We start from the raw sequence: 25084 nt of genomic DNA, 5'->3' as shown, positions 1-25084 counted from the left end.
CGCGGAACTAGCACCAGGGTATGGCACCTTTCAACGCGCAAGCACTTACGCACCGCACCGTGTCACGGTGCCGGACACCCCACGCCCCTCCGGACGCCATGCTTCATGCCCTGCCGCTGCTCGTCCTCGCGCTGAGCGCCGCCCCCGTCCCGGCCCCCGCAAGGGCCCTCAACACCGAGGGCTTCCGCCTGTACCAGGCCGGCCGCTATCCAGAGGCCCTGGAGAAGTTCCAGGCCGCCGTCCGAGCGGCCCCGGACTACGCCCTGCCCCGCTACAACACCGCCGCCACCCTGGGCGTGCTCCGCAAGCAGGGCCAGGTCTGCGAGTACGGTGCCCACCGGGACGTCATCGTCGAGCACCTCACCCAGGCCGTGAAGCGGGACGCCCGCCGGCTGACGCGCGCCCGCCAGGACGCGGACTTCGACGGCATCCGGGACACCCTCGGCTGGCAGCGCCTGCAGGGCCGCGTCCCGGAGAAGGAGGCCGACGTCCCCTTCCTCCTGCGCAACGTGAGCTGGTACGGCCCGGGCGTGGGTGTCCACGGCACCACCCGGGGCCTGCGCTTCCGCACCCAGGGCCGCGTGACGCTCTGGAATCGCGACGTGGACGCGGAGGGAAAGCCCCACCGCTCGGAGCTCTCCGGCACGTACTCCGTGAAGGGGCGCCAGGTGGAGCTGAGGCTGCGCGGAGAGGCGCCCGTGACGGGCACGCTGACCGAGACCGGCGCGCTGACGTTCCCCCAGTGGGGAACCTTCACCGACGCGCCGTCCGAGTGTGACGCCTGAGGCCGCCAGAGCCGCCCCAGTGGGGCCTCAGGCGGCCTTGATCTTCGCGGCCGGCGGCGACAGCGCGTACCACGCCGTGCGGAACGCCTTCAGCTCGCGCAGGCCGGCCGGGTGACGACCGAGCGCCGGGGCCATGGTGACGGGCAGGCCCAGCTTCTTCTCGATGGCCTTCGCCGCGTTGAGCTCCAGCTTGCGGCGGTTCTCGCACTTCTCACACGTGGACTTGGGGCCCACGCGGTTGACGAGGATGCGCTCCACCGGGAGCTTCTTCTCCTTCAGGTACTCCACCACGCGCTCGGTGCGCGCCGCGGCCAGGTCCTCGCCGCGCGTCACCACCACGAAGCGCGCCTCCGACGGGGACGCCAGGGCCTCCTCGAAGCGCTTGGCGTGCTTGATCATCCCGGCGATGTCGTCCGCCAGCTCGCCCAGGCCCTTGGCGCGGTGCTTGTTGAGCACGGTGTGCAGCGCGCCCAGCCACGTCTTGGCCGTCTCCGCCAGCTCCACCACCCGCACCGAGTTCACCACCGGCGACGAGTCCACCACGATGCGCTTGAACCGCTCCTGCACCAGCGCGTCCGTCAGCACGCTCATCGCCGCCAGCTCGTCGATGCCCGGGGGCGCGCACTCCAGGAGATTTCGCAGGTACAGCAGATCCGCCGGGACCTCGCTGCCCGCCTTGGGCGCGCCCTCGAAGGCCTTCTCCGCCTTCTCCTTGAGCCGCTTGCGCAGGGCGTTGAACCAGCCCGCCATGTCCAGCTCGCGCGCGTACAGGCCCTTGGTGCCCTTCACCTGCGTCTCGGTGTCCGTCAGCCGGCTCTGCAGCACGTCCGACAGCGAGTGCGCGGGGTCCGTGGAGATGAGGAGCACCGGCCCCTCCTTCTCCGTCAGCGTCACGGCGGCCGCGGCCGCGCAGGAGCTCTTGCCCACGCCGCCCTGGCCCACGAAGAAGATGAGCCGCGTGGGAGGCAGCGGCGGCGCGGCGATGGGCGGCATGGACGGCGCGCGCACCAGGGCCGGAGGGCCCTCCGCGGCGGCGAACTCCAGCGCCTTCGTCTCCTTGCCACCCGCCCACGCCTTGGCGAACAGACCCACGCCGTCCAGCCCGCGCGGCGCCACCTCGCGGCGACCCAGCAGGTGGACCGGCACCGTCTTGTCCAGCGCCTGGAACTTGCGCACGTGCGGCGCCTGCAGTCCCCGGCGGCCCTGACACGCGGGGCAACCCTCGCGGTCCTCCACCTGGTTGACGACGATCTCCGTCACCGGCAGCCCGCGCTCGCGCAGCTGCGTGAAGAGCATGCGCGTCTGCGCCTCGGGGACCGGCTCCGCCAGCGCCGTCAGGTGGAAGGCCGTGCGCGCGGGATCCTTCAAGAGCGCCAGCAGCTTCTCCGCCTTCTGTCCCAGCGCCTCCAGGTAGCCCGGCTCCGCGGCCGCGGCCTCCTGCGCCTTCTTGCCCTTGCCCGTCGTCGCGGCTGGCTTCTCACCGGCGCGCACCAGGCCCAGGAACTTGCGCAGCCCCACCGGCAGATCGAACAGCCGCAGGGTGTGCGACGTGGGCGAGGCGTCCACGATGATCCGGTCGAAATCCTTGTCGTCGATCAGCGCCACGACATGGAAGAGCGCCACCAGCTCCTCCAGCCCGGGGATGGCCTGCTGGTACAGCGAGCCCAGTTCCTCCTCGGTGAAGTGCGTGCCCTTGACCGCGGCCTTCTTCAGCGCGGGCAGGTACTCCGCGAGGAAGGGCTTGAGCAGCGCGGCGGGCTCCAGCTCCAGGCCCCAGACGCCGCCCTCGCCCTTGCCGGCGACGAGCTTCGTCGGCTTCGCGCCGAGCTTCTTCTTGAGCAGATCCGACAGGGAGCGCACGGGGTCCAGCGAGACGAGCAACACCCGTTCCTTCGGGGCCTCCTCCGACAATCGCAACGCGTACGCCGCCGCGAGCGTGGTCTTGCCGACCCCGCCCTTGCCGCCGAAGAAGTGAAGAACTCGCGCGTCGCTCATTGCGTTGTGGCCTTCCTTGTGCCCCCCCGGCGGCACCCTGATGCACACTCCTGATTTGCCGAGTTGAAGGCTTCGGAGTCGCCCGGAGCGTCGACCTGTACGGCCGGGCCCTCCCTGTGGGTGGGAGGCGACCGCAGAATCCCTTGTCCAGAGGTCAAAAGTCAAGAATTGACGCGGGGTTTCGCGGAGGGTCGGCCCCTGCCGACCCCTCCTGCCGAGGCCCCCGTCGCACCGTCTCCGAGCCGCTCCAACAGCGCGGAATCCGGAGCGGATTTCCTACCCGTCAGGTCAGCGCGCCAGCAGGTTGCTGGCGCTCAGCGGACCATCGCTCCCCTGCCCGCCCAACGGCCCTCCAGGACCGGACTGCTGGGTGCGAGCCTCCGCCGCGTAGCGGTTGAGCTTGTTGTAGAGCGTCTTCTCGCTCACCCCGAGCACCTCCGCCGTGCGCGCCTTGTTGTTGCCATTGCGCTGGAGGCTGCCGAGGATGTACTCACGCTCCACCGCGTCCAGGCTCAACCCGAATGGCAACCGGAAGGTATGCCGCTCCGGGCCCTTGCCAGCCATGTCCGGCGGCAGGTGCTCGCGGGTGATGAGCTCCCCGTCGCACAGGATCACCGCGCGCTCCACCGCGTTGCGCAGCTCGCGGATGTTGCCCGGCCACTCGTAGTTCTTCAGGACCTCCATGGCCTCCGGATGCACGCCGGACACGCGCTTGGCCGAGTCCCCCCGGAACTTGTCCACGAAGTGCTGGACCAGGATGGGCACGTCCTCGCGCCGCTCGCGCAGGGGCGGCAGGTGGATCTGGAACACGTTGAGGCGGAAGTAGAGGTCCTCGCGGAAGCGCTGGTTCTTGATCTCCTGCTTCAGGTCGCGGTTCGTGGCGCACAAGACGCGCACGTCCACCTCGATCTCCACCTTGCCACCCAGCCGGCGCAGGCGCCCCTCCTCCAGGACGCGCAAGAGCTTCGCCTGCAGGTCGATGGGGATCTCACCCAGCTCGTCCAGGAACAGCGTGCCGCCGTGGGCCAGCTCGAACACGCCCGGGCGGCGCTGATCCGCGCCGGTGAAGGCGCCGCGCTCGTGGCCGAAGATCTCCGACTCGATCAGCGTAGCGGGGATCGACGCGCAGTTGATGGCGATGAAGGGCTTGTCGCGGCGCAGGGACAGGTTGTGGACGGCGCGCGCCACCACCTCCTTGCCCGTGCCGGACTCACCGCTGATGGACACGCTGGCCTTGGACGGGGCCACCTTCTCCACCAGCTCGATGACCTTGCGCATGCCCGCCGACTGGGCGATGAGGTCCGAGGAGCCCAGCTGCTTGAGCCGCCGGCGCAGCGTCTGCACCTCGCGCAGGGTCTCCTTCTTCTCCAGCGCCCGGTCGATGCAGACCTTCAGGCGGGCGGTGTCGAGCGGCTTGACGATGAAGTCATACGCGCCCTCGCGGATGGCCTCCACCGCCGCGTCGATGGTGCCGCGCCCCGTGAGGAACACCACCGGGCAGTCCGGCAGCTCCTCCTTGAGGTTGCGCAGCAACCACAGTCCATCCGTCTCGGGCATCGCCAGGTCCGACAGGACGACGTCCGGGCGGAACTCGCCGGCCTTGCGCAGGGCATCGTGCCCGTCGAAGGCCGTCTCGACCTTGTGCCCCCAGGAGCTGAGCATCTCTGCCAGCGCCTCGCACGTGTCGCGTTCGTCGTCCACGGCCAGGATTCGTGCGCTACCCAAGATGAAGACCTCCGGTACTGCGTCGTGACGCGGATTGGGGATGACTCTGAATGAGAAGCCCGCTGCTCGGTACAGCCCTCAAGCGCGAGGAAAGATGAGACGGCAGGAGCCGCCGCGGACATGGAGGTCCACACCCAGCTGCGAACAGCGCAGCCCCAGCGCGGCCACGGCGTCCGCCAGCTCCGGCGCGCCGTCCCCTCCCGTGTCCTCGACCTCCAGCACCGCCACCGGGCCGTCCGCGCGCACCGTCACGCGCACCGAGCCCCCACCTTCCGCCCGCCGGACTCCCCGCAGCAGCGCCTGGATGACGAAGAAACCGAGCTCCGAGGTGTCCGAGAGGCGCACCCGCACCCCTGCCTCCACGGCCACCTGCATCGTGGCGCGACGCTTGCGGCCCTCGTGCGCCACCACGCTCATCGCCCGCGTCGTCGCGTCCGACAGGTCCACCTCGCCCGCCGCGCCGCCCTTGGACACGATGAAGTCGGAGAACTGCCGCAGGATGCCGTCCACGCGCTGGATCTGCTCGCGCAGCGCCTTGAGGTTCTTCTCCTGCGACGGGGGCACCTGCCCCGTCTCCGCCTTCAGCTTCTCCGACAGCACCTCCAGATGGATGGCCATCGCGTTGAGCGGGTTGCGGACGTCGTGCAGCAGGCTGTCCATCAGCGTCTGCACGGCGCCGTAGCGGGCAGCGCCCACCACCGGATCCGTCGACTCCTGGACACGCACCATGCTGCTGGACACAGCCGTCGAGCTAACCAACGGAAACTCCTCGGGTTTTTCGTCTCCCTCCCCCGCCGCCACCCCACCGCGGCCAAGAGTTAGGGAGCGTGTTCCACAACGTCAACCCTGGGTCGGTAATTCTTGCCGGAACCGGCAAATTCCCGTGTAGCGACGCCTACTTGCGCAGGCTCCCGAGTGTTCTCCGGGCGACGTTTCCCGTGGCGCTTCCGTCCGCGTGAGTCGGGGGCTTCCCGCTCAGGTCGACGACGCGGGCGGGCGCGAGGCCTCGCCCAGGCCCACCAACTCCAGGTTGAGCCGGGTGGCGACCTCGAAGATGCGGGGGTCCCGGTAGAACTCCCCGAAGACGATGCGCACCAGCCCCGCGTTGGCGATCAGCTTGAAGCACGGCCAGCAGGGGCTGGCGGTGGTGTAGATGGTCGCCCCGTCGATGCCCACGCCGTTGGTGGCCGCCTGGATGATGGCGTTGGCCTCCGCGTGCACCGTGGCCACGCAGTGTCCGTTCTCCATCATGTGGCCCACGTCGTCGCAGTGGGGCAGCCCGCGGATGGAGCCGTTGTAGCCGGTGGACAGGATGGTGCGGCCCCGGACGATGACGGCGCCCACGTGCTTGCGATCACACGTGGCCCGGGTGGCCACCTGCTTCGCGATGTCCATGAAGTACTGATCCCACGAAACCCGTCCGGACATGCGCTCGCCTCCTGGTGACGCGAAAAAGAGCGGGACGGATGTAGCGCGGACGGGGCGCCTGTCGACAAAAAGGCGGGTCAGCGACCCGCAGCGTGAGCGACGCCTCCCTCACCAGGCAGGCTGCGCTCGAGCAGCCGGCCAAAGCCCTGGGCCTTGAGGAACTGGCGCACCTTGGTGCTCGGCGCGGCGAACGTCTCTCCGGGCATGGGCACATCGAAGCTGAAGATCTCCTGCTGCACCTCGAAGCCCACCTGCGCGGTGCGGTAGCCCTCCACGATGGCGAGCAGCCGGCCCGTCTCCAGGCTGAAGATGCCACCGCCCGACGCCCCGTAGCCGATGGGCGCGTCGGTCTTCACCAGCTTCGGCCGCCGCGACTCCCGGTCCCACTCCACCTGGGACAACATGCCGCCGGACAGCGACAGCGCGCGGCCGAACGGAGACGCCGCCACGACGACGTCCTCGCCGAGCTCCAGCTCGGCCTCCTCCGCCAGCTCCACCGCGGGCAGCCCCAGCCCCGGCACGCGCACCAGCGCCAGGTCCATCTCCGGCACCTTTCCCCGCGCCACCACCTGCCCCACGTGCGTCTCCACGTCCCCGCGCCGGTCCACCAGCACGCGCAGCTCCGGGGCCTTCAGGTCCTCCATCACCACCGCGTGCGCGTTGGTCACCACCCACGCCACCACGCCGTCCTCGCCCCGCTCCGAGCCCACCACCACGCCGGACGCCGTGCGACGCACGCTGTCCCCCTCGGCGATCTGCAGCCGCACGTTGTGCGGGAGGATGCGGCGCACCATCTCCTTGCGCGTCGGCCGCGCGGGCTCGGGCATCGCCACCACGCGCACGACCTCGGCAGCGGCCTTGGGCGCGGGGGCGCTCGCGTGGGGCGACGAGGCGCCGGCACACGACGCGAGGGCGAGCAGGGCGACGGGGGCGCCCAGGAGGAAGCGGGTCATCGACTCTCCGGGAGGAAGGAAGTGCGTAGGACTGCGAACTCGCTCGACGCCCCCATCTTCCCGAGCCCGCTTACCAATGGAAAGCAGGCGCCCGAGCAGGCCCCGTCAGCCCGCTCGCCCGCTTCTCATGCGTAGCGCTTCTTCATCAGGAACAGGATGGCGTCCTTCGCGCAGTGCTCGCAGTAGCCGTAGCGCTCCGCCATCGTCTTGAGCGTGCTCTGCACCTGCGTCTGCTCGCGCGACGTCAGCTGCGCCCGGTCCTCGGAGAGGTACTTGAGGACGTTCTCCTTGTTCTTGCGCAAGACGCGCTTGCGCTCCTCGAAGTAGTGGTCCCTCAGGCGCTTGAACATGTCCGGGAACACGCGCGCGTAGTCCATCACCACGTCCGGGTTGTCCAGCCGGTGGGCGCCGATGGAGGCGATGAGCCCCCGACGGAAGTCCGCCACCTCCTCGCCCCGGGGCATGACGATGGCCTCCACCTCCTGCATGCGCTGCTCGTCCGGCTTCTCCATCTCGCCCGTGACGCGGTTGCGCATCTTCTCGCCACGCACCCAGTGGCTCACGCTCTGGATGTAGCGCTCCACCAGCTCCCGGTATTGGCCCTCGGACACCAGGCCCATGGACTCGCGCACCTCGGTGTCCACGCGGTCCAGGTACTCGGCCTCCGCCACGCGCACGAAGGCCTCGTGGTCGTGGTAGCCGTCCACCACCTCCTGGAGCAGGAACTCGTAGACGCTCTTGTCCTTGCAGATGGCCTCCAGTTCCTCCAGCACCGCGAGCGCGTTGAGGCACTTGTAGTCGGGGTTCTGCGCGGCGTTGAACAGCGCCGTCTTGATCTCCCGCGCGCTCGCGCCCATGCGCCCCTCGTAGTTGGGGTACGCGTCCGACTCGGTGAAGAGCTCCTCGCGCAGCTTGCGCAGCTCCTTGGTGTTGGCCAGGCTGAGCCGGTCCGGCGGCGCGCCCTCCTCGTACAGGTGCAGCTTCTCCACCGGCGTGACGTGGTCGATGAGCTCCTTCACGTCGCCGGGGTAGCGGTCCGGAATCGGCTTCTTGAGCCGCGTGAGCACCGCCCACATCGCGGCCACCGCCGTCGCGTGCGGCGCCACGTGCTTGCCCACCGTCGTCGCGGACACCTGCGCGTCGTAGATCTGCTGCTCGGTGCGGTAGCGGCGCAGGTACGGCACGCGCACCAGCTCGATGCGGCCCTTGAACGACGCGAAGTCCGGCAGCTCCTTGAACGCGCCCAGGTGCTTCTCGTTCGAGGACGCGATGAGCACCTCGTCCAACTGGAGGACGAACGGCTCGAGCGGCACCTCGCTCGTCTCGCTGAAGCCCAGGAGGTACTTGAAGGCCTCCAGCGGCCGCTTGAGCAGGTCCGCGTACTCGATGAGCCCGCGGTTGGCGTGCACCAGCGGGCCGTGCGGCTCGAAGAGCACCGTGCTGTGCAGGGGCGCGGGCACGTTGAGCTGGGTGCGGTCCGCGGTGAGCTGCTGCACCACCGCGTCCACGCTCATCTGCGGCTCCACCGTCACCGTGGCCACCTGGTAGCGCCGCGACACGTAGAAGCGCTCCACCTGGACGTGGCGCATCACCTTCAGCCAGTCGCCGTTGTACGAGTTGAGCAGCGCCGTGTAGATGCGCCGGCACTTGGAGCACAGCTCGCCGTCGCGCACGTAGTCGGAGAGGATGAAGTCCCCCGTCTCCCCGTCCCCGTTGCCCAGCCCCTTCTTCTTGAGCGCCGTCTCCAGCACCTTGCGCCGGTCCACCGCGGGCATGGCGAAGAGCGGATGGTCCCTGAGCTCGCAGGGCATGCGCAGGTCGATGGACTCCGCGTCCAGGTGCGCGAAGGTCGTCAGCTCCCCGTCCCCGGTGCTCGCCCGCTCCCCGAAGCCGATGGAGCCCTTGATGAGCTTCTCCGAGGGGAACACCCAGGCGATGCGGTACAGCGCCCCCTGCGGCAGCCGCGAGTACGTCTCCATCCCAGACTTGAGCGCGTTGACCAGCGAGGACTTGGCGCTGCCGTTGGGACCGTGCAGGAAGATGAGCTTGTTGATGCGGCCGGCGCGCACGAAGTTGCCGAGCACCCGGTAGATGGCGTTCTGCACCTCCTCCTGCCCCGCCACCCGCCCGTCGCGCTCGTTGTGCTGCGCATCGAACACCTTGAAGCGCCGGATGCTCCCCGTCGGGTGCGGCACCGTCTCCGTCCCGAAGTGGTCCATCACGTCCCGCAGGTACTGCGCCGCGTTGCGCGCCTGGGCCTTGGGGTCGTTCAGGAAGAGCGACAGGTACTCCTCGAAGGACAGGATCGAACGGTTCTTGACGAAGTCGGCGTTCACCTGCGAGCCCACTTCCTGCAGATACCCCTTCGCGTCCACGTGGCTCTCCTCGTCGTCGTCCAGGTCCGTTGATCTAGCCACGGCGCCGGCGGGCCGCAGGCCGTCCTCTGCTCCTCGACCTTTCCCGCCCGCCCTCCGGAAAGTCCAGGGCCCTTTGGCCTCGTGTCGTCCACCCCACGTGCTCGGGCCGTCGGCTGTCCTCCAGGGGGGAGAGTAGCCCAGGTGGACTTTTCGCCCGACATGGTGCGGGGTTGCAGGGCTTTGTCGCAGGTGGGTGTCAGCTTACTCGCGTGGTGGGCCGGGGTGCGCTACGGTCCAGCCTTTCTCTTCGGTGGCCACCCGGAGCCCAGACACGATGCACAAGGAGCCCATCATCGGCATCGACCTCGGCACGACCAACTCGTGCGCGGCGATTGTCGAGGACAGCGGGAACGTCAAGCTCATCCCCTACAAGGGCGGTGAGTACACCATCCCCTCCATCTTCGCGATTGATGACAAGGGGAACGAGCTCATCGGCTACGAGGCCAAGCGCCAGTGGCAGCTCAACCCGCGCAACACCGTCTACGGCGCCAAGCGTCTGGTGGGCCGTCCTTTCGGCAGCGACGTCGTCGAGACGATGAAGAAGGTCGTGGCGTACAACATGCGCCCCGGCAAGAAGAACGACGTCACGCTGGACGTCGGCAAGCGTGAGTTCACGCTCCAGGAAGTGAGCGCGAAGATCCTCGGCAAGATTCGCGAGGTCGCGTCCAACTACCTGAAGATGCCCATCAAGCGGGCGGTGGTGACGGTGCCCGCCTACTTCAACGACCGGCAGCGCCAGTCGGTGAAGGACGCGGGCAAGCTCATCGACCTGGAGGTCGTGCGCATCATCAACGAGCCCACCGCGGCGGCGCTCGCGTATGGCGTGGGCAAGGGCCTGAAGGAGAAGGTCGTCATCTACGACCTGGGCGGCGGCACCTTCGACGTCTCCATCATCGAGATCCGCGAGCGCGTCTTCGAGGTGAAGTCCACCGGCGGCGACGTGTTCCTGGGCGGCATCGACTTCGACAACGCCATCATCCACCACGTCCTCAAGGACTTCGCGGCCAAGACAGGCATCGACCTGGCCACGGACCCGGTGGCCATGCAGCGCATCAAGGACCTGGCCGAGCGCACGAAGATTGATTTGTCCGCGCGCGACGAGGTGCCCTTCAACATCCCCTTCATCACGATGACGTCCCAGGGCCAGCCCCTGAACATCGAGATGAAGTTCACGCGCAAGATGCTCGAGCAGCTCACCAACCACCTCGTCGACCGCACCCTGCAGATGGTGGCGCGCGTGCTGGTGGACTCGGGCCTGTCCACCAAGGACGTGGACCAGGTGATGCTGGTCGGCGGCCAGACGCGCATGCCCATCGTCCAGGACCGCCTGACGAAGTTCTTCGGCAAGGCGCCCAGCAAGGCCGTGCACCCGGACGAGGCGGTCGCCATCGGCGCGGCGCTCTACGCGCACTCGCTCCAGGACGACACCAACCTGCGCATCCAGCTCTTGGACGTGATTCCCATGGCCATCGGCCTGGAGAAGGCCGGCGGCGCGTTCCACGTCGTCTTCCCGCGCAACGCGCCCATCCCCAACGCCAAGCAGCTGCTCGCCACCACCAGCATGGACAACCAGACCGAGCTGGCCATGCGCATCTTCCAGGGCGACCACGAGATGGTGGCGCGCAACGACATGCTCGGTGAGTTCACCTTCTCCGGCATCCAGCAGGCCCGCGCCGGCGGAGTGCAGGTGGAGATCACCTTCGACGTGAACATCGAAGGCATCCTCACCATGCGCGCCCGGGATCCGGCCACCGGCCGGGAGATGAACACCACGGTGCGCGTCACCCAGAGCAGCTGAAGCGCCGCGCGCCGTCCCAGCTCATCGGGACGGCTGCGCCACCAGCCCCGCGGCCTCGTGCGAGCCCTCCCCGGGCTCCTCGTGGCCCCCCGAAGAGGGCATGTACGGCGTCGAGTCCTCCGACACCGGCGTGCGTGCCCCCTCCGCCCGGAGCAGCTCGTACACCAGCAGCTCCACCGAGGCCCCTGGAGGCACCTGGGGTCCCAGCGCCGCGTAGTCGAAGGGCTCCTGTGCGCGCTCCTTGGTCCGCTCGCTGAGCAGCACCTGCCCGCGCCGCGCCAGGGTGGACAGCCGGGCCGCGGTGTTCACCACGTCCCCCAGCACCGTGTAGTCGAGCCGCCCGGACGCCTTCGCGCCGATGCTGCCGGACACCACGTCCCCGGAGTCCAGCCCCATGCAGACCCCATGGGCATACGGGGCGCCCTCGCCTCCTCGCATGGCCAGCACCTCGAGCTGCTGTCGGATGGACAGACACGCCTCCAGCGCATGGTCCACGTGGCCGGGGCCGCGGAAGACGGCCATCACCGCGTCGCCCACGAACTTGTCCACCGTGCCGCCGCGCGAGAGCACCTCCGGGACGATGGCCTCGAAGATGGCGTTGAGCCGCCGCAGCGACTCCGGGGGCGCCTCGTCCTTGAGCACCGGGGTGAAGCCGTGCACGTCGACGAAGACGACGGTGCCCTCCACCCACTCGCCCGCCATGGCCTCCGTGCCCTGCATCATCGGCGGCAGCCGCTCCAGCACGCCGCCCGGGACGAACATGCGCAAGAGGCCGTTCTCCTCGGTGTAGCGCACCGTGCGCCGCAGCTCGCGCACGTGCTTGAGCGTCTTGACGAGCGTGGCCTCCAGGTCCGGGAAGTCGATGGGCTTGGTGATGAAGTCGAACGCGCCGCGGTTCATCGCCGTGCGCAGGTTGCTCATGTCCCCGTACGCCGAGACGATGACCACGCGCGTGAGCGTCGTCACCTCGCCGATGCGCGACAGGAACGTGAGCCCGTCCATCCTCGGCATGTTGATGTCGCAGAGGACCACCTCGGTGTCCGGGTGCTGGCGCAGCTCCTCCAGCGCCTCCTCGCCATCCGCCGCGAACAGGAACTGGTAGACGTTGCGGCGGACCTGCTTGCGGAACACCTGCTCCATCAGCACCGCGACATCCGGCTCGTCGTCCACCACCAGCACCTTGGCCGGACGCGCGGGCCGCCCCGCCTCCACCCTCGCGCTGAAGGCCGAGGACAGCTCGTGCGCGGACTGGAAGCGCTTCGAGGGGTCCACGTCCAGCGCCCGCGCGAAGAACGCGTCCACCTCCGTGCCCAGCTCGGGCGCCAGCGAGGACGGCGCCACCGGCGGCGGCGGCACGTTGCCCAGGCGGAACTGGCGCAGCGACTCCAGCGGGAACGGGTGCTGTCCCGTGAGCGCCCGGTACGCCACCACCGACAGCGCCCACAGGTCGCAGCGGTGGTCCAACCTCGGCGACAGCCCCCGGAGCTGCTCGGGGCTCATGTAGCGCGGCGTCCCCGCCATCTCCTCCTCGGGGTGAGGATGCGCCGTGCCACCCTGGGTCAACAGGGCAAGCCCGAAGTCCAGCACCTTCACGACCTCTCCGGACGCGCTCCGGGAAAGGAAGATGTTCGCGGGCTTCAGGTCTCTGTGGATGACACCGGCGGCGTGGGCGGCCGTGAGGGCGCGGGAGGTCTGGGTGAGCAGCCGCTCCACCATGGCGAGCGACAGGCGGCCGCGCCGGTTGAGCAGGGCCTCCAGGTCCTCGCCCTCGAGCAGCTCCATGACGATGTAGGGGGTGTCTCCCTCCAGATGGCAGTCGTGGATCTGGATGACGTGCGGGCTCTGGAAGCGGGCGATGGCCTGGGCTTCCCACTCGAACTGGCGCAAGGCGTGCGGGGTGGGCGCGCAGTGGGTGGCCATGAGCTTGAGGGCCACGCGGCGTTGGAGCTTGGGATCCGTCGCCACCCACACCGTGCCCATCCCACCGCCCGCGAGCACCCGCTCGAGGACGTATCGCCCGCCGATGATGCGCGGCTCAGACATGTCGTGTTGGTTCATGGTTGGTCGCACCGGGCGTCGCGATGATGGCACATCGGGTCCACACGCCGGAACACCATCCCGCCCCCTCCCTCCCCTGGCGGACGTGCCACCTCGTGCGAGTCGCGGACGTCGCACGTGTTACCGTGCTGGCCCCGTTCCCCGACCTGTTCCGCAGCTCCCTACCCGTGGAGGAGTCATGCCTGATGTGACTCGAAGCGCCGTGTCTCCCCTTCCTTCCCCCTCGGCGGAGGATGTGCCGCCGCCCGCGCCGCCCCATCTGCCGGATGGGACGACGTACCCTGGTGTCGCCGTCCCGCCGGGTCTCAGACCCGGGATGCCGCGCAACGCGATGACATCCAACCGGGAGCGCTTCACGCGCGAGCCGCTGCACGTGCTCGCCGGCAAGCTTCCCCCGGACCTGCACGGCCACGTCTTCGTCGCCGGCCCCAGCGTGTCCGAGGGCTCACCGGCGCTGGCCTCCGACGGGCTCGTGCTGCGGCTCGACTTCGACGGGGCCCACGCGACGTTCAGCTCCTCCATCATGGAGACGCCGTCGTACGTGGCGCGCGAGCCGGTCAACGCGGGCAAGACGTCGCGCGGGCCGCTCACGCGCTACCTCAACGAATTCCGGGAGACGACGCTGTCGGACGTGTCCATCGCCCTGGGCGCGCAGGAGGCCCCCAACACGGCGCCCTTCCTGGTGCAGGGCGAGAACATGATGCTGGTGACGACGGACGCGGGCCGTCCGTGGGCCATCCATCCGATGACGCTGGAGGCGTACACGCCGCTGGGCTACCTGCGCGAGTGGAAGCCGGCCATCGGCACGCCGTGGACGTTCCCGCTGCTGCAGAGCACCGCGCACCCCGCCTTCGCGTTCGAGCACCCGGTGGCCATCTCCGAGGCGCCGGGCGCCGGGCAGAAGCCGCGCCTGTTCCTGACGAATCACGCGCCCAAGTGGCCGCTCGGGGAGGGCTGGACGCACCTGGTGAGCTGGGACACGTGGGAGAACCGGCTGCACCACTGGTCGCTCATCGACGCGGCCACGGGCAAGCCGGTGGTGACGCAGTCGCTGCATCAGATCGCCGTCACGCGCGACTACGTCGTCCTGCTGGACAGCAACTTCCCGGTCAACTTCTGGAGCATCGCGGTGCAGTCCGCGCTGCCGGGCATGACGCGGCTGCAGCGGCTGGTGAGCCGGTTGACCTCCGAGCCCTCCTATCCCCAGGCGGTGTTCTGGGTCGTGAAGCGCTCGGACCTGCGTCCCTCGCCCGGCACGCTGTTGCCCGATGACCCGCCGAGGATCCCCGCGTACCGCTTCCAGTCCGGCGGTGGCGGTCTGCACTTCGCGGCGCGCTACGAGAACCCGGACGACGTCATCACGATTGTCGTGGGGCACTCTCCCACCGAGGACCTCTCCCACACCATCCAGGAGGGAGATTTGCTCATCAACGGCAACCGGGCCCAGGCGTACCAGCAGGGCATGCCCACGGCGGTGCCGGTGACGCGCAGCTCGCTGGGCGTGCACCACATCGACATGCGCCGGCGGACCATCGAGTCGAAGCTGCACTCGCACGATGACTACACGTGGGGGCTCACCGTCTTCTCGAACACGGGCCTCATCAACGGCGAGCTCGAGACCAATCTGAAGCTGTACCTCGACGAGGTCCCCCGCGAGCCGCCTCCTGGCGGTGAGCCCCCCGGCGGCATCAACTGGGGCATTCCGGAGGACGAGCTGGCCATCTACTTCAACTCGGATGGCTTCACGGCGGACATGGTCCCCGAGTTCATCTACCAGATGTACAAGCCCATCGTCGGAGACCGGGAGGGCATGCCCATCCGCGAGGGCCGGGCCGCGAGCTTCTTCAAGTTCTTCGTCAACTCCGGCCGCTTCGAGGGCTACGTGCTGCCCACCGGCTGGTTCGGCTTCGCGCCGCAGTTCGTGCCGAGCATCAAGCTGCCGATGGTCCCGTACTGGAAGGGCTACGTCGTGGCGCTGGTGGTGTCGGACCCCACGCCGAACCTACCGCCGGACTCGACGGGGGACGAGGTGTGGATCTTCGACTCGGAGGACATCGCCAAGGGACCCATCTGCCGGCTGGGCAGCAAGAACTTCGACATCGGCATGACGCTGCACACGACGTATCTGCCGCCGGGCCTGGGGGACATCCTCGATGGCCACGTGCCGGATGACCCGCCCTACTGCGTGGACGTGCGCGAGGACTACGACGTGAGCGCGATGCAGAAGGCCTACGAGGACTGGCTGCCGGGCCTGTTCCCCCGCGTGCCGCGCGCGCTCTTCGCCCCGTGGCGGATGGGCGTGCGCTGGGTGCTCAACTTCCCGAAGCTGCGCGAGGTGTTCGAGAACGACGTGTACCCGCGCTTCACGATGAGAGCGCCTCGGAAGAAGTAGCGGCATGACGGCGGTGGTGCCTCGGAGGATGCATGGGTTCTCCGAGGCACGGGCTCGCGCGACTCAGTCACCCGCCATGACCGCGCGGGTCGCCTCCTCGAAGCAGGCATCCGGCACGGAGGCGAGGACCTCGTCCTTCCCTCCTTGAATCCAGGTCCACCTCGCGCCCAGCTTCGTCACCAGTCCGAGCTTCCCGCCGCGAAGCCTCGCGATGAAGTGCCTCGCGGTCCCCTTGCCGCCGTCAGCGCGCCACAGGACAGCCTCGAGGTCCGGAGGCGCGCTCCCCGCGAGCAGCGGTGCGATGGCTGCGTGGCACTCCAGTCGGAGGATGCGCGCATCCAGCTCCGTGAGGAGCCCTTGCACGCTCAGCCCCGCGCGGCCGGGCTCCTCGTCGAGGTACTTCACGACACGGGCCACCGCGGCGGTGAGGTGCACGAAGGTGTCCTTGCCGCGACACAGCGCCGCCGCAGCACCTGCCGTCCGCCGGACCACCGCGAGCGCCTCCGACTCGTCAGCCTCGGAGCGCGAGTCCGCGATGAGCGCGTGATAGGCGCGGCCCGCCTTGCTCGTCAGCTTCTTGTCGTGCCCCAGCGAGAGTGACTCCTGGGGCGTGAGGCGCAGGGGCTTCGACAGGAAGTCCCGCACGCGCTCGACGATGCGGCTCGCCACGGCCTCCTCGAAGCGGTCCGCGAGGAACGGCGACACGAGCGAGGAGAACCACAACCCCAGCTCCACCTGCCCCGCCGCCGGGCACACGGGACGCGGGCCGCCCAGCGCCCAACGAATCGCGGGCCGGTCTTCGGGCTTCGCCGCGAGTATCGCGGCCTTGAGGATGACGTGACAGCGCTCGAGTCCCGCGACTTCCGCCATGTCCCTTCACCTCCGCACGGCATGGGCAATGTCACACCTCGCCCCGGCGCTCATGCAGCCCACGCTCGCCATGCACGACAGAGCGTGACACCTCCGGCGTTCTGGCGCGCGCCGTTCTTCGTCGCGAGCCCGCGCCCGAGGCCCCCCTTCACGCCCCCGCCATCACCGTGTCGACGATCTTCGCCGAGCACAGCACCGCGGGCAGGCCCGCGCCGGGATGGGTCCCCGCGCCCACCAGATACAACCGGTCCACGTCCTCGCTCTTCGCCTGCGCCCTCAAGAACGTCGTCTGCAACAGCGTGGGCGCGAAGCTGAACGCCGCGCCCCGGAACGAGCGCAAATCATCCCGGAAGTCCTCGGGCGTGATCACCCTCGACGTCATCAACTCCGACTCCAGCCCGGGCAACACCGTGCGCGACAGTCGCTCCGCCAGCATGCGACGGAACGTCTCCGCCCTCGCCTTCCAGTTCGAGCCCTCGCCCAGATGCGGCACCGGCGCGAGGACATAGAACGCGTCATGTCCCGGCGGCGCCAGGCCCGAGTCCGTCGCGGTGGGACGGTGCAGGTACAGCAGCGGGTCCTGCGACGGCTGACCCGAGCCCGACAGGCCCGAGAACATGCCTCGGAAATCCCGACCGAACAGCAGCGTGTGGTGTGCGACCTCGGGGTACTGGCGCCGTGTGCCGAAGTACCAGAGGAACACGCTCATCGAGTATCGCGCCTGCTGGATGCGGTCATCCGTCCAGTGGCTGCGCACGTGACGCGGCAGCAGGTACCGGTACGTCCACGCCGCGTCCGCGTTGGACACCACCGCCTCCGCGGGGAGCCACTCCCCGGAGCCCAATCGGACCCCCGTGGCCTTGCGCCCCTCCACGGTGATCTCCGACACCTCGCTGTCGTAGCGAACCTCGCCGCCCAGCGACTCCAGCAGCGACACGAGGCCCCGCACCAGCGCGCCCGTCCCTCCCACGGGGAAGAACCCACCCCAGCGCCGCTCGACGAACTGGATGGACGTGTACACCGCGCTCGCGGCCGAGAACGGACTGCCGCCGATGAGCAGCGGATGGAAGCTCAGCGCCTGCCGGAGCCGCTCGTCCTTCACGTGCCGCGACACCAGGCCGTACATCGTCCGGAAGGCCTCGTCTCGAACCAGCGCCGCGGTGAAGGGCGCAAGACTCAGCACGTGCGGCACGGGCGCGCTCATCAAGGGGCCGATTCCCGCCTCGTACAGCCGCTCCACCCGGGCGGACAGCGCCAGGTAGCCCGCCTCGTCCCCGGGGGAGACGCGGCGCACGGCCTCGAGCATCCGCTCCCGGTCCGTGTGGTAGTCGAACGTGAAGCCATCCGGGAAACGCATCCTGTAGAGCGGCGTCACCGGCCGCAGCTCGACGTGCTCCGCGAGCTTCCGCCCCGCCAGGGCCCAGAGCTCCTCGAGCAGGTGCGGACAGGTGATGACCGTGGGCCCCGCGTCGAACGTGAAGCCGTCCTGCTGGAAGGCATGGGCACGTCCCCCCGGGACGGCGCGACGCTCCAGGACGGTGACTCGCCAGCCTCGCGCGGCCAGACGCACCGCCGCCGCGAGCCCTCCGAAACCACTGCCGATGATGAGGACGCGCCTGCCGTCCCGCCGTGTGTCCTGTTCCACCCTGGCCGTCGCTCTCATCACCGTGGAGGTTGCATGGCACACCCGGCCCCAGACCACCACTCCGGTGAGCAGGCAGCCGCCCCGTGAAGCGGGCCCGGTTCGGTTGCGAGTCGCGGGCAGGCACAGCTAGCCTGCCGGCCCCAAGGGGGGTGCCGCGCCCCTGCGCGCACGGGTCGAGCAATGATTGATGTCCCTGGCTACCGAAGCGACAGAGCGCTCTGCAGCTCCGGCTCCTTCCAACTCGTTCGCGCCACCCGCGCCAACGATGGAGCCACCGTCAACCTCAAGCTCGCGGAGCCCTCGCGCACCGGAGCCCTCACGCAGCGGCTCCGTCACGAATTCGAGCTGACCCATCCCCTGCGCCTCGACGGCGTCCTCCACCCGCTGGCCCTGGAGGAGTCCCGTCCCGGCATGTCCGTGCTCGTGCTCGAGGGCTTCGGCGAGACGACGCTCGCCCAGCGCCAGGCCGTGGGCCGGATGGAGGTCCTCGCCGGCTGCCGGCTCGCCGTCGCCCTCGCGCGCGCCGTGGGCCAGCTCCACGCCGCCGGCATCCTGCACCGGGACCTGCAGCCCGCGTCCGTGCTCGTGGGCGCGGACGGCGTGTCCGTGAAGCTGACCGGGCTCACCCTCGCCACGCGGCGCGCCCGCGCGGAGGTGGCCCCCGTCGCTCCGGACCGGCTCGAGGGCACGCTCGAATACCTGTCCCCCGAGGCCACCGGCCGCACGCATCGCAGCGTCGACTCCCGCAGCGACTTCTATTCGCTGGGCGTCATGCTGTTCGAGCTGTTCACCGGCCGCCGTCCCTTCGCGGACACCGATGCGCTGGGGCTCGTCCACGCGCACGTCGCGCTGCCGCCGCCGCCGCCCCAGTCGCTGGTGCCCGAGCTGCCGCGCACGCTGTCGGCGCTCATCCTCAAGCTGCTCGCCAAGTCCCCCGAGGACCGCTACCAGAGCGCCTACGGGCTGGTGGCCGACCTGCAGCGCTGCCTCGATGGCCTGGAGACGGGCAATGGCGTGCCCGACTTCGAGCTGGGCACCAAGGACGTCCCCGAGCGCTTCGCCGTCCCCGAGCGACTCTATGGTCGGGCCCCCCAGCAGGCCGCGCTGCGCGACGCCTTCGAGCGGGCCGCCACCGGTCGCTCCGGCTTCGTGCTCGTCACCGGCGCGGCCGGCATGGGCAAGTCCGCGCTCACCGGCACGCTCAAGCGTCCCGTGTCGGAGAAGCACGGCCTGTTCGTGCGCGGCAAGTACGACCAGCTCCTGCGCGACACGCCCTACTCCGGCATCTTCGAGGCGTTCCGCGAGGTCGCCCGAAGCCTGCTCGGCGAAGAGCGCCTGGACCTGTGGCGGCAGCGCCTGCTGGAGGCGCTGGGCGGGATGGGCCAGCTCGTCGTGGATGCGGTGCCGCGCCTGGGGCTGGTGCTGGGAGAGCAGCCGCCCGTGGCCGAACTGGACCCGGCGGAGTCGGAGCTGCGCTTCCAGTTGGTGCTGCGCAAGCTGGTGGGCGTCCTCGCCACGCCCGAGCATCCGCTCGTCATCGTGCTGGATGACCTGCAGTGGGCGGACAGCGCGAGCCTCCAGCTCCTGCGCCAGCTCCTGACGGACCGGGAGCTGGGCAACCTGCTCGTGGTCGCCGCGTGCCGCACCGAAGTCCTCGACGCCGAGCACCCCGTCGAGGGGCTCACCCAGGCCCTGCGCGAGGCGGGCACACCCGTGCAGCGCATCGACCTGGAGCCCCTGTCCCCCGAGCAGCTGTCACGCCTGGTCGCGGATGTCTTCCCCGCGGCGGCGGGACAGCCCGACACGCAGCTCGACGCGGTGGTCCTGTCGCTGACGGAGGGCAACCCCTTCTTCGCGGTGCAGTTGCTGCGCGCATTCTATGAACGCGGGCTCGTGCGCTTCGACGCGGAGGGTGGAGGCTTCCGCTGGGACGGCGGCGCCCTGCGAGGTCAGGACTTCAGCGACGGCGTGGTGGCACTGCTCACCGCGCGCATCCGGGAGCTGAGCCCGGGCGCCCAGGCGCTGCTGCCCGTGGCCGCCGCGCTCGGTCATGCCTTCACCCTGCGCAACCTCTCCACGGTGCTGGAGCAGACGCCCGAGCAGACGACGGAGGTGCTGGACGAGGTGCTCCACGCGGCCCTGGTCGCGCCCGTGGGCGAGCGGCTCACGGACACCGAGCCCTCCGACAGCTTCCAGTTCGCGCATGACCGCGTCCAGCAGGCCGCGTTGGAGCTGACGCCCCCGGAGCAACGCCCGGAGGTCCATGCGCGCATCGGCCGCTTGCTGCTGCGGCACACGCCGCCCGAGCTGATGGACGAGCAGCTCGCGGACATCGTCAGCCACTTCCACCTGGCCCTTCCCGTGCTGAAGGACGCGCAGGAGCGGCACCGGGTGGCGGCCCTGGACCTGCGCGCGGGTCGCGGCGCCAAGTCACGCGGCGCGTGGTCCGCGGCGCTGCGCCTGTTGACGACAGGCCGTCAGCTGCTCGGGGACGACGGCTGGAGCGCCAACCGCGCGCTCGCGTTCGACCTGCACGTCGAGGCCGCCGAGGCCGCGTATCTCGCGGCGGACTTCGAGCAGATGGAGCGGCTGGCCACCGCCGCCCTGGACCACGCCCAGGATCGGCTGGAGCAGGTGCGCGTGCACCTGGTGCGCATCCAGTGCCACTCCCACCGCGGCGAGCACGAGCGCGCCGTGGACCTGGGCCTGGAGGTGCTCGGAATGCTGGGCCAGCACCTGCCCGCGCGCCCCATCCAGGCGCACGTGCTGGCGGGCGTCGCGAAGACGAAGGTCCTGCTGGGCCTGCGCAAGCCGGAGGACCTGGAGTCGCTCCCCGAGCTGAGGGACCCGCTGCTCGTCGCGACGCTGCGGGTGATGATGAAGCTGGCCACGGCCGCGTTCATGGCCCGCCCCCTGCTCTTCCCGCTCGTGGTGCTGCGCAACCTCCAGCTCACCATCCGCCACGGCGCCACGGGCACGGCCGCCTTCGGCTACGTGGGCTACGGGTTGATGCTCAGCGTCCACCTGGGCAACCCCGAGGAGGGCTATCGCTACGGGCGGCTCGCGCTGAAGACGCTGGACCGCTTCGGCGCGGAGAGCCTGCGCTCGATGGTGCACTTCGTCTTCAACCTCTTCATCCGCCACTGGAAGGAGCCGCTGGGCACGTGCCTGGATGACTTCTTCGCCGGCGCGAGCAAGGGCCAGGAGACGGGCGACATCGAGTACTTCGCCTACAACGCGAGCGCCGGCTGCGCCGTGTCCCTCATCGGCCGGGACGGGCTCCTGGAGCATGGCCCCCGCGTCGACCGCTTCCGCGACGCGCTCGCGAGCCACCGGCACACGAACGTGCCGTTCCTCCAGTACACGCGGCACACCCTCGACGTGCTCACCGGCGCGTTCACCGGCGACGTGGAGGCCCGGGAGCGGGACATCGTCGCGCCGTACCACCAAGCCGGCTACTCCAACGGCATCGCCACCTGCGAGGTCATGCGCACCATGCGCCGCTGGCTGTGGCGCGACGCGAAGGGCGCCCTGGAGAGCGCGGCCGCGGTGGATGCCCGCGCGGAGCTCATCACCGGGCAGATCTACCTGCCCTGGTACAAGTTCTTCCAGGGCCTGGCCCTGCTCGAGCTGCACACGTCGCGAGGGCCGCTGGAGCGCCTGCGCGCGTCCCGCACCATCGACGCGCTCCGCAAGCAGATGCGCGGCTGGGCTCGCATCGCCCCGATGAACTACGCCGCGCGCGCGGAGCTGCTCGACGCGGAGCGGGCCCGGGTGGACGGCAAGCCCACCGAGGCCGCGGATGGCTATGACCGGGCCATCCGGCTCGCGAGGGAGCACGGCCTGTCGCTCGACGAGGCGGTCGGCTGCGAGCTGGCGGCGAGGTTCCACCTGGACCAGCGCCGCGAGCGCGTGGCCCATGGCTACCTGGAGGACTCCCGGGCCGCGTATGTCCGCTGGGGCGCGCGCGCGGTGGCCTCGCGACTGGAGCGCGAGTACCCGCACCTGCTCCCCACCACTCCCGAGCCCGTGCGGGCCGAGGAGTCCGCGGGCACGCCGCTGGCCTCGCTGGACCTGGAGTCGGTGCTCAAGACGGCGCGCGCGCTGTCCGGCGAAATCGTCCTGGACAAGCTCCTGCGCAAGCTGATGACGCTGCTCATCGAGAACGCAGGCGCGCGGCGCGGCTTCCTCATCCTCATGCGCCCCGAGGGGCTCTACATCGAGGCCGAGGGCTCGGTGGACGGCGCGCGGGTGCTGCTGGACCAGGGCGTGCCGGTGGAGTCCTCCACGGCGCTGCCGGCCTCCATCGTCCACTACGTGGTGCGCACCGGCGAGACGGTCATCCTGGACGACGCGGCGACGGAGGAGCCCTTCTCCGAGGACCCGTACGTGCGCACCGCGCATCCCAAGTCCGTGCTGTGCAGCCCGCTGCTCAAGCAGGGCTCGCTCACGGGCGTGCTCTACCTGGAGAACGACGCCACGCGCGGGGCCTTCACCCCCGAGCGACTGGAGGTCCTGCGCCTGTTGTCCTTCCAGGCCGCCATCTCCCTGGAGAACGCGGGGCTGTACGCGAGCCTGGAGGAGTACAGCCACACGCTGGAGCGCCGCGTGGATGAGCGCACCGCGGAGCTGCAGAGCAAGAACGTGGAGCTGGCCGAGACGCTCACCCGCATCCAGGAGATGCAGCGTCAGCTGGTCGCCCAGGAGAAGCTCGCGTCGCTGGGCGCCCTCACGGCGGGCATCGCGCACGAGCTGCAGAACCCGCTCAACTTCGTGAACAACTTCTCGGAGCTCTCCACGCGGCTGGCCGCGGAGCTGGACACCACGCTGCGCGCCCAGACGGGGAAGCTGGAGTCCACCACCGCCGAGGACATCCTCGAGACGCTGGAGGACCTGAAGCAGAACGCCCGCCGCATCCAGACCCACGGGCGCCGTGCCTCGGACATCATCAAGACGATGCTGCGGCACTCGCGCCGCTCCGAGGGCTCGCGCACCCGCGTGGACCTGAACATGCTGATTCGCGACAGCGTCAACCTGGCCGTCCAGGGCCTGCGCGTGCGCGAGGGCGCGGCCGCGGTGGAAACGGACACGGAGCTGGACCCGCGCGTGGGCACCGTCGAGGTGGTGGCCGGGGACATCAGCCGGCTCATCATCAACATCCTCGACAACGCCTTCTACGCGACGCTGGCCAAGCGCCGCGGCGAGGGCGACGCCTTCACACCCCGCATCCTGGTCTCCACCCGGAGGCTCGCCGCGCGCGTGGAGCTGCGGGTGCGCGACAACGGGCCGGGCATCCCCCTGGAGATTCGCGAGAAGCTCTTCGACCCGTTCTTCACCACCAAGCCCGCGGGCTCCGGCACGGGCCTGGGCCTGTCCCTGGTCCACGACATCGTCCAGGAGCACCAGGGCGAGATTCGCGTGGAGAGCGTCATGGGCGAGTACTCCGAGTTCGTCATCTCCCTGCCGTCGCTGTTGCCCACGACGGCCGCCGCATAACGGGCGCCGGACACGACTCGGCCCCTGCCTCCCGTGAGGGAAGGAGGGGCCGAGCAGAACGGCACGGAGCAGAAGGGCCGCTAGGCCGTCTTCTTCTCCTTCTCCATCACGAGCTGAGGCGGCTCGTGGCGGGTGATGACCGTCTCGGTGATCTTGCACTCCTTGACGCCCTCGCGGAACGGCACGTCGTACATGATCTCCAGCATGGCGTCCTCGAGGATGGCGCGCAGGCCGCGCGCTCCGGAGTGACGGCGCATCGCCTCGCGGGCGATGGCGCGCAGCGCCTCCTTCGTGAAGGTGAGCTTCACCTTCTCCATCTCGAAGAGCTTCTGGTACTGCTTCACCAGCGCGTTCTTCGGCTGGGCGAGGATGGTGACCAGGTCCTCTTCCTTGAGGTCGTTCAGCGTGGCGATCATCGGCAGACGACCGATGAACTCGGGAATCATCCCGAACTTCATCAGGTCCTCCGGCTCCGTCAGCGCGAGCAGCTCGCCCACGCTGCGCTCCTCGCGGTGGGTGATCTTCGCGCCGAAGCCCAGGCCCTTCTCGCCCACGCGGCGCTTGATGACGCCGTCGATGCCGTGGAACGCGCCGCCGCAGATGAACAGGATGTTCGTCGTGTCGACCTGGACGTACTCCTGCTGGTTGTACTTCTTGCCACCCCGCGGGGTGACGTTGGCGCGCGTGCCCTCGATGATCTTCAAGAGCGCCTGCTGCACGCCCTCGCCGCCGACGTCGCGGGTGGCGCTGGGCATGTCACCCTTGCGGGCGATCTTGTCGATCTCGTCGATGTAGACGATGCCGCGCGCCGCCTTCTCCACGTCGTAGTCGGCGTTGTGGAGCAGGTTCTGGATGATGTTCTCGACGTCCTCACCCACGTAGCCGGCCTCGGTGAGGCTGGTGGCATCCGCGATGGTGAACGGCACGTTGAGGAAGCGCGCCAGCGACTGGGCGAGCAGCGTCTTGCCCGAGCCCGTGGGGCCGATGAGCAGGATGTTGCTCTTGCTCAGCTCCACCTCCTCGCCCGACGGACTCTTCACGCCGGGGCGCGGTCGGGACGTGGGCTTCTTCTGGTAGATGCGCTTGTAGTGGTTGTAGACCGCGACCGACAGGACCTTCTTCGCCTGGTCCTGACCGATGACGTAGTCGTCGAGGAACGCCTTGATCTCCGAAGGCGTCGGCAAGCTGACCTGGGGCTTGCCCTCCTCTCGCTCGTTCTCGTCCGCGATGATGTCGTTACACAGCTTGATGCACTCATCGCAGATGTAGACCGTCGGTCCCGCGATGAGCTTGCGGACCTCGCGCTGCGATTTTCCGCAGAACGAGCAGGACAGGTTGACGTGGTGCTCCTTCTTCACTGCCGCCTCCGAGTTCGCCGACCCCAGACTTGCCGGAGCCACTTCGCCGTCCACCGCTCCCCTACCCACACGGCCTGCCCACGTCTCGAACAGCCGTCAGGCCCACCTACACCGGGGCCCTGAACCACTATAGGGCCCTGTCACCTGGGCAGGAAGCCCAACGG

Annotated in this window: 14 protein-coding genes; 4 read left to right on the top strand and 10 right to left on the bottom strand. The window is 69.6% G+C overall.

Annotated elements, in window-relative coordinates; translation table 11 throughout:
* Positions 1-98: 98 nt before the first annotated feature.
* Positions 99-785, top strand: a complete 687-nt coding sequence (locus tag AC6JA9_RS20465; RefSeq protein WP_370640405.1) for a tetratricopeptide repeat protein — start codon at positions 99-101, stop codon at positions 783-785.
* 27 nt (positions 786-812) lie between these two features.
* On the opposite strand, the gene AC6JA9_RS20460 is transcribed toward AC6JA9_RS20465, so the two are convergent.
* The 6 genes from AC6JA9_RS20460 to AC6JA9_RS20435 all read right to left on the bottom strand — a co-directional run bounded on the left by AC6JA9_RS20460 (position 813) and on the right by AC6JA9_RS20435 (position 9261).
* A complete protein-coding gene (locus tag AC6JA9_RS20460) occupies positions 813-2780 on the bottom strand; it encodes an ArsA family ATPase (RefSeq protein WP_223784442.1) in 1968 nt (655 codons plus the stop codon).
* Positions 2781-3068: 288 nt separating this feature from the next.
* Positions 3069-4505 (bottom strand): enhancer binding protein Nla6, encoded by a 1437-nt coding sequence (nla6, locus tag AC6JA9_RS20455; RefSeq protein WP_141323913.1) that lies wholly within the window; start codon positions 4503-4505, stop codon positions 3069-3071.
* Positions 4506-4583: 78 nt separating this feature from the next.
* Positions 4584-5234, bottom strand: a complete 651-nt coding sequence (locus tag AC6JA9_RS20450; RefSeq protein ID WP_083560397.1) for a sensor histidine kinase — start codon at positions 5232-5234, stop codon at positions 4584-4586.
* Between the two features lie 246 nt (positions 5235-5480).
* On the bottom strand, positions 5481-5933 hold the full coding sequence (locus tag AC6JA9_RS20445) for a deoxycytidylate deaminase (protein ID WP_046713582.1): 453 nt from the start codon (positions 5931-5933) through the stop codon (positions 5481-5483).
* A 77-nt stretch (positions 5934-6010) separates the two neighbouring features.
* On the bottom strand, positions 6011-6886 hold the full coding sequence (locus tag AC6JA9_RS20440; protein WP_497960483.1) for a S1 family peptidase: 876 nt from the start codon (positions 6884-6886) through the stop codon (positions 6011-6013).
* Between the two features lie 125 nt (positions 6887-7011).
* The gene (locus AC6JA9_RS20435; protein ID WP_223750033.1) at positions 7012-9261 is read right to left on the bottom strand and encodes a PrkA family serine protein kinase; all 2250 of its coding nucleotides are present in this window, start codon (positions 9259-9261) and stop codon (positions 7012-7014) included.
* A gap of 316 nt (positions 9262-9577) precedes the next feature.
* Here AC6JA9_RS20435 and AC6JA9_RS20430 point away from each other — a divergent pair, with 316 nt between their 5' ends.
* Positions 9578-11101: an Hsp70 family protein gene (locus tag AC6JA9_RS20430; protein WP_141323915.1), complete on the top strand. Its 1524-nt coding sequence runs from the start codon at positions 9578-9580 to the stop codon at positions 11099-11101.
* A 21-nt stretch (positions 11102-11122) separates the two neighbouring features.
* Here AC6JA9_RS20430 and AC6JA9_RS20425 read toward each other — a convergent pair whose 3' ends face one another.
* Entirely contained in the window at positions 11123-13144 is a 2022-nt protein-coding gene (locus AC6JA9_RS20425; RefSeq protein WP_497960481.1) for a protein kinase domain-containing protein, read from the bottom strand.
* A 217-nt stretch (positions 13145-13361) separates the two neighbouring features.
* Here AC6JA9_RS20425 and AC6JA9_RS20420 point away from each other — a divergent pair, with 217 nt between their 5' ends.
* The gene (locus tag AC6JA9_RS20420) at positions 13362-15551 is read left to right on the top strand and encodes a carotenoid oxygenase family protein (protein ID WP_223784439.1); all 2190 of its coding nucleotides are present in this window, start codon (positions 13362-13364) and stop codon (positions 15549-15551) included.
* Between the two features lie 63 nt (positions 15552-15614).
* On the opposite strand, the gene AC6JA9_RS20415 is transcribed toward AC6JA9_RS20420, so the two are convergent.
* Both AC6JA9_RS20415 and crtI read right to left on the bottom strand, forming a co-directional pair.
* Positions 15615-16421 (bottom strand): hypothetical protein, encoded by an 807-nt coding sequence (locus tag AC6JA9_RS20415; protein ID WP_426746507.1) that lies wholly within the window; start codon positions 16419-16421, stop codon positions 15615-15617.
* A 148-nt stretch (positions 16422-16569) separates the two neighbouring features.
* Positions 16570-18066, bottom strand: coding sequence for a phytoene desaturase family protein (crtI, locus tag AC6JA9_RS20410; RefSeq protein WP_497960479.1), 1497 nt, complete (start codon positions 18064-18066; stop codon positions 16570-16572).
* Between the two features lie 180 nt (positions 18067-18246).
* On the opposite strand from crtI, the gene AC6JA9_RS20405 reads away from it, so the two are divergent.
* Complete coding sequence (locus AC6JA9_RS20405; protein WP_497960477.1) at positions 18247-23562, top strand: trifunctional serine/threonine-protein kinase/ATP-binding protein/sensor histidine kinase; 5316 nt, start codon at positions 18247-18249, stop codon at positions 23560-23562.
* 80 nt (positions 23563-23642) lie between these two features.
* On the opposite strand, the gene clpX is transcribed toward AC6JA9_RS20405, so the two are convergent.
* Positions 23643-24920 carry an ATP-dependent Clp protease ATP-binding subunit ClpX gene (clpX, locus tag AC6JA9_RS20400; protein WP_141323921.1) on the bottom strand — a complete coding sequence of 426 codons (1278 nt, stop codon included), beginning with the start codon at positions 24918-24920 and terminating at the stop codon, positions 23643-23645.
* Between the last annotated feature and the right edge of the window lie 164 nt (positions 24921-25084).

It is taken from the genome of Myxococcus sp. MH1 (assembly GCF_059738865.1).
Note: the sequence above shows the minus strand (reverse complement) of the source record. Positions and strands in the feature narration are given on the sequence as shown.

Bases quoted from the DNA above. Each gene is read 5' to 3' on its own strand.
- AC6JA9_RS20465 (WP_370640405.1), top strand. From the start codon at position 99: ATGCTTCATGCCCTGCCGCTGCTCGTCCTCGCGCTGAGCGCCGCCCCC.
- AC6JA9_RS20460 (WP_223784442.1), bottom strand. From the start codon at position 2,780: ATGAGCGACGCGCGAGTTCTTCACTTCTTCGGCGGCAAGGGCGGGGTC.
- AC6JA9_RS20450 (WP_083560397.1), bottom strand. From the start codon at position 5,234: ATGGTGCGTGTCCAGGAGTCGACGGATCCGGTGGTGGGCGCTGCCCGC.
- AC6JA9_RS20445 (WP_046713582.1), bottom strand. From the start codon at position 5,933: ATGTCCGGACGGGTTTCGTGGGATCAGTACTTCATGGACATCGCGAAG.
- AC6JA9_RS20440 (WP_497960483.1), bottom strand. From the start codon at position 6,886: ATGACCCGCTTCCTCCTGGGCGCCCCCGTCGCCCTGCTCGCCCTCGCG.
- AC6JA9_RS20430 (WP_141323915.1), top strand. From the start codon at position 9,578: ATGCACAAGGAGCCCATCATCGGCATCGACCTCGGCACGACCAACTCG.
- AC6JA9_RS20425 (WP_497960481.1), bottom strand. From the start codon at position 13,144: ATGTCTGAGCCGCGCATCATCGGCGGGCGATACGTCCTCGAGCGGGTG.
- AC6JA9_RS20415 (WP_426746507.1), bottom strand. From the start codon at position 16,421: ATGGCGGAAGTCGCGGGACTCGAGCGCTGTCACGTCATCCTCAAGGCC.
- AC6JA9_RS20405 (WP_497960477.1), top strand. From the start codon at position 18,247: ATGATTGATGTCCCTGGCTACCGAAGCGACAGAGCGCTCTGCAGCTCC.